The organism is Streptomyces sp. NPDC001714, from assembly GCF_042892755.1.
Taxonomy (GTDB): Bacteria; Actinomycetota; Actinomycetes; order Streptomycetales; family Streptomycetaceae; genus Streptomyces.
Genome location: NZ_JBIAUL010000061.1, coordinates 1 through 4,953, shown reverse-complemented (window position 1 = coordinate 4,953; position 4,953 = coordinate 1). Strand labels below are relative to the sequence as shown.

Below are 4,953 nucleotides of genomic sequence, written 5' to 3'. Positions count from 1 at the left end.
GGCTCGGGCGGCCGAGGTGTGGGGGGCTGGGCGGCGGTTGGTGAACACGTATGGGCCGACCGAGGCGACGGTGATGGTCACGTCGGGTGAGGTGAGAGTGGATGGTCGTGTGCCGGCGATGGGGGTTCCGGTGGCCAACACACGCCTGATGGTGCTGGACGAGTTCTTGCAGCCGGTGCCGGTGGGTGTGGCGGGTGAGTTGTACGTCGGTGGGGTGCAGGTGGCGCGGGGGTATGCGGGTCGGCCGGGGTTGACGGCGGAGCGGTTCGTGGCCGATCCGTATGCGGCTGACGGCAGCCGGTTGTATCGGACGGGGGATGTGGTCCGTTGGTCGGTGGATGGTGAGTTGGTGTTCGTGGGGCGTGTGGATGATCAGGTGAAGATCCGGGGGTTCCGGATCGAGCCGGGTGAGGTGCAGGCCGTGGTGGCCGGGCATCCGGCCGTCGCCCGGGCCGCCGTCATCGCCCGTGAGGACACGCCCGGGGGCCGTCAGTTGGTGGCCTACGTGGTGTCCGAGGCGGAGACCGCCGCGGAACTGCCAGCGGCAGTACGGGAGTTCGTGGCTGCCCGCCTTCCCGACTACATGGTGCCGTCGGCGGTGGTGGTGCTGGACGAGCTGCCGCTGACGGTGAACGGCAAGCTCGACCGCGCTGCCCTACCCGCACCCGACTACGCAGCCGCCTCCACTCTGCGCGGCCCCTCGTCGGCGGTTGAGGAGCTCGTGTGTGCCGCCTTCGCCGAGGTCCTGGGCCTCGACCGGGTGGGCGTCGACGACGACTTCTTCGAACTCGGCGGGCACTCCCTGCTGGCCGTGTCCCTGGTGGAGCGGCTTCGGGAGCGGGGAGTCGCCGTAGGCGTAAGGGCGTTGTTCCTGACGCCCACGCCGGCGGGCGTCGCCGCGGGAGTAGTGGCCGGTGGTGCGGTGACGGTGCCACCGAATCTGATTCCCGAGGGCGCCGCCGAGATCCGGCCGGAGATGTTGCCGCTGGTCGATCTCGGCCAGGACGAGATCGACCTGATCTGTGCCCGTGTCCCGGGTGGTGCCGCGAACGTGGCGGACATCTACCCGCTGGCCCCTCTCCAGGAAGGCATGTTCTTCCACTACCTGCTGGCCGAGGGGGAGGGGAGCGAGGACGTCTACCTCGAGCCGACGGTCGTGGAGTGCGACTCACGTGAGCGGGTGGACGCGGCGCTGGCCGCGTTGCAGCAAGTGGTGGACCGGCATGACATCTACCGCACCGCGATCGTCTCGGAGGGCCTGCGCGAACCCGTTCAGGTCGTGTGCCGGCGGGCCCAGGTGCCGGTGGTGGAAGTCGTCCTGCACGGCTCGGGAGACGTGACGAGCGAACTGCTCGCCCATGCCGAGGACCGTATCGACCTGTCGGTGGCACCGCTGCTGCGGGCGCGTGTGGCCCGTAGGCCCGGGTCGGAGCGTTGGCTGGTGCTGCTCCAGATGCACCACATGTTGCAGGACCACACGGGCGCCGGAGTCGTACTCGACGAGGTGGCGGCGATCCTGCGGGGCGAGGGCGACCGGCTGCCGCAGCCGCTGCCGTTCCGTGACTTCGTGGCCACCGCGCGGTTGGGGATGTCCCGGGAGGAACACGAGGACTACTTCAGGACGGTCCTGGGCGACGTCACCGAGACGACGGCACCGTTCGGCTTCACGGACGTGCACGGCGACGGGGCGGGAGTGTCACGCGTCCGGCTGGCGGTCGACGGCGGCCTGGCCGAGCGGCTCCGTGAGCGGGCCCGACGGCTCGGCACGTCCCCGGCGACCTTGTTCCACCTGGCGTGGGCGCGTGTGCTGGCCTCGCTGGCGGGCCGTGACGACGTGGTGTTCGGTACGGTCCTGTTCGGCCGGATGAACGCGGGTGCCGGCGCGGACCGGGTCCCGGGGCCGTTCATGAACACGCTGCCGGTACGGGTCAAGACGGGCTCCGGGGACGTGGCGCAGGCCCTCGCCGACATGCAGAGGCAACTCGCCGGTCTGCTCGTTCACGAGCACGCCCCACTGGCGTCGGCCCAGCAGGCGAGCGGCGTCAGCGCCCCGGCCCCGCTGTTCACCTCCATCTTCAACTACCGCCACGCAGCCGCCTCCGACGCCGAGGGCGCGGACGAGGGTCAGGGAGGCGTGGACGGTGTTCGCACGCTGTACGCCAAGGACCGTACGAACTTCCCGCTGGACGTGGCGGTCGACGACCTCGGGTCCGGCTTCGGCCTTGTCGTCGGCGCGCTGAGGCCGGCCGATCCGCAGCGCATCGCGGCCATGCTGCACACCGCGGCCACACACCTGGTGGACGCGCTGGACGACGGCGGTCGCCTGCCGCTCGCCGCGCTGGACATCCTGGACGAGGCCGCCCTGCGCGAGGCCGTGCACATCTGGAACGACACCGCGGTCCAGGTGGGCCCCGAGTCGGTGCCGGAACTGATAGCCGCCCAGGCCCGGCACACGGCGGACGCCGTAGCCCTGGTGTGCGACGGCACCGAGGCCACGTACGCCGAGGTGTCGGAACGGGCGAACCGGCTGGCCCACCACCTGATCGGCCTCGGTGTGGGTGCCGAGTCGGTTGTCGGGATCTGCCTGCCCCGCGGAATCGATGCGGTGACCGCGATGCTGGCCGTCTGGCGAGCCGGGGGCGCCTACCTGCCCATCGACCCCGACTACCCGGTCGAGCGCATCGCCTTCATGCTCACCGACGCCCGGGTCGCCATGGTCATCGGCAACGACGCCACGCTCGAGGACATGCCCGCGGGCCGCACTCCGCAGATCGACCTCAGCGACCCGTTCGTGGAACTTCAGCTGCAGGCGTCTCCCACGACCGACCCCGAACGGCCGCCACTGCCCGATCAGCTCGCCTACCTGATCTACACCTCCGGTTCGACCGGCACGCCGAAGGGCGTCCAGATCACGCACCGTGGTCTGGCCAACTACGTCACCTGGGCGGCCGGCCGCTACCCCCTCACGGCCGACTCACCGGCGGCACCGGCAGCCGTCGGGATGCCGCTGTTCTCCTCACTGGCGTTCGACCTCACGGTCACCTCGTTGTGGCTGCCGTTGGCATCCGGGTCCACGGTCTGGATCAGCCCCGACGGCGGCACACAGGGGTTCACGGAGCTCATGGGCGCGCGGGGCTTCGACGCGGTCAAGCTCACGCCCGCCCATCTGGGCCTGCTCAACGACCTCGCCGCGGACACCCCGGCCGCAGACGAATCGGCCGACGAGTCACGGGACACCGGCGCGGTGCGCTCACTGGTGGTCGGCGGCGAGGCCCTGAACACGGCGGCCGTGCGGGCATGGCTGGCCCGTCACCCCGAGTCGACGGTCGTCAACGAGTACGGCCCGACCGAGACCGTCGTCGGGTGCTCGGTGTTCTCCGTGACCGCCGAGGACCTCGCCGCAGCGGAGCCGGGTGACGCCGAAGCGGTACCGATCGGCCACCCCGTCGCGAACACCCGGCTGCTGGTGCTGGACGAGCGGCTGCGGCCCGTGCCGGTCGGAGTCGCCGGCGAACTGTACATCGGCGGCGCACAGGTGGGCCGCGGATACGCGGGGCGCGCAGGGCTGACGGCGTCCCGTTTCGTGGCGGATCCGTTCGCCGAAGACGGCTCGCGGCTCTACCGATCCGGGGACCTCGTACGACGGCGGGCCGACGGGTGCCTGGTGTTTCTGGGGCGAGTCGACGACCAGCTGAAGATCAGGGGCTTCCGGGTGGAGCCCGGTGAGGTCGAGGCGGCCCTGTCGGCGGAGCCGGGCGTGGCGCGGGCGGCCGTGGTGGCCGAGGACGCGCCCGGCGGCCTTCGGTTGGTGGCCTACGTGGCTCCCGACGACGCCGAGGCCGGGATCGACCCCGAGACATTGCGGGCCGGGCTGGCACGACGGCTGCCCGAGTGGATGCTGCCGTCCCTCTTCGTGGTCCTGGAGGCACTGCCGCTGACGATGAACGGCAAGGTCGACCGGGCCGCACTCCCGGCGCCCGACCGCGGCCCGCTCGACGAGTCGGGCCCGCGGGAGCCGGAGACGGCGGAGGAGCGTGCGCTGTGCGGGCTGTTCGCCGAGGTCCTGGGGCTGGCGACGGTCGGACCGGAGGACGACTTCTTCGCGCTCGGCGGACACTCGTTGCTGGCCACCCGGCTGGTCGGGCGGGTCCGCTCCGCCCTGGGAACAGAACTGCGGATCCGGGACCTGTTCGATGCCCCGACCCCCGCGCGCCTGGCGCGACGACTGGCCACCGCCGTACCTCCCCGCCGCGCATTGACCTCACAGCAACGCCCGGAGCGGGTACCGCTGTCGATGGCCCAGCAGCGCCTGTGGTTCCTGGGCCGACTGGACGGCCCGAGCCCGCTGTACAACACCTCCTTCGCGGTCCGGCTGACCGGCGAGACGAACGTCCGGGCACTGGAGGAGGCCCTGCGCGATGTGCTGGCCCGGCACGAAGTACTGCGCACCGTCTTCCCACAGGACGGCGGACAACCCCGCCAACGCGTACTCGGCATGGCCGAACTGCGCGACTGGCGCCTACCGGTCATCGAGACCACCGCCGACGAACTGACAGCGGCCGTCGCCGCCACGGCCGATCTTCCCTTCGACGTGAGCACCGAAATCCCGATCCGAGCCGCCCTGTACACCACCGGCGAGGACGAGCGCGTACTGGCGGTCGTGATCCACCACATCGCGACCGACGGCTGGTCCCTCCAGCCCCTGGCCCGTGATCTGTCCGACGCCTATGCCGCCCGCCGCCGCGACCAGGCTCCCGAATGGGCGCCTCTGCCGGTCCAGTACGCCGACTACGCCCTCTGGCAGCGTGATCTGCTCGGCGACCCCGACGACCCGAGCAGCCTGCTCACCCGGCAACTCGCTTACTGGCGGGAGGTGTTGGCGGGAGCTCCGGAGGAGCTGACCCTGCCCACCGACCGGCCACGACCGGCGAGCGCGTCGCATCGCGGGCATGC

At 71.5% G+C, this 4,953-nt stretch carries 1 protein-coding gene and 1 pseudogene; both read left to right on the top strand.

Annotation, left to right across the window (positions count from 1 at the left end; all coding sequences use genetic code 11):
- Window positions 1–16: 16 nt before the first annotated feature.
- A pseudogene (locus ACFY0P_RS52015) lies at window positions 17–223 on the top strand (AMP-binding protein); the annotation flags it as partial.
- A gap of 141 nt (window positions 224–364) precedes the next feature.
- Window positions 365–4,953: amino acid adenylation domain-containing protein (locus tag ACFY0P_RS52010; RefSeq protein ID WP_388929509.1), on the top strand; the 4,589-nt coding region annotated here is incomplete at its 3' end.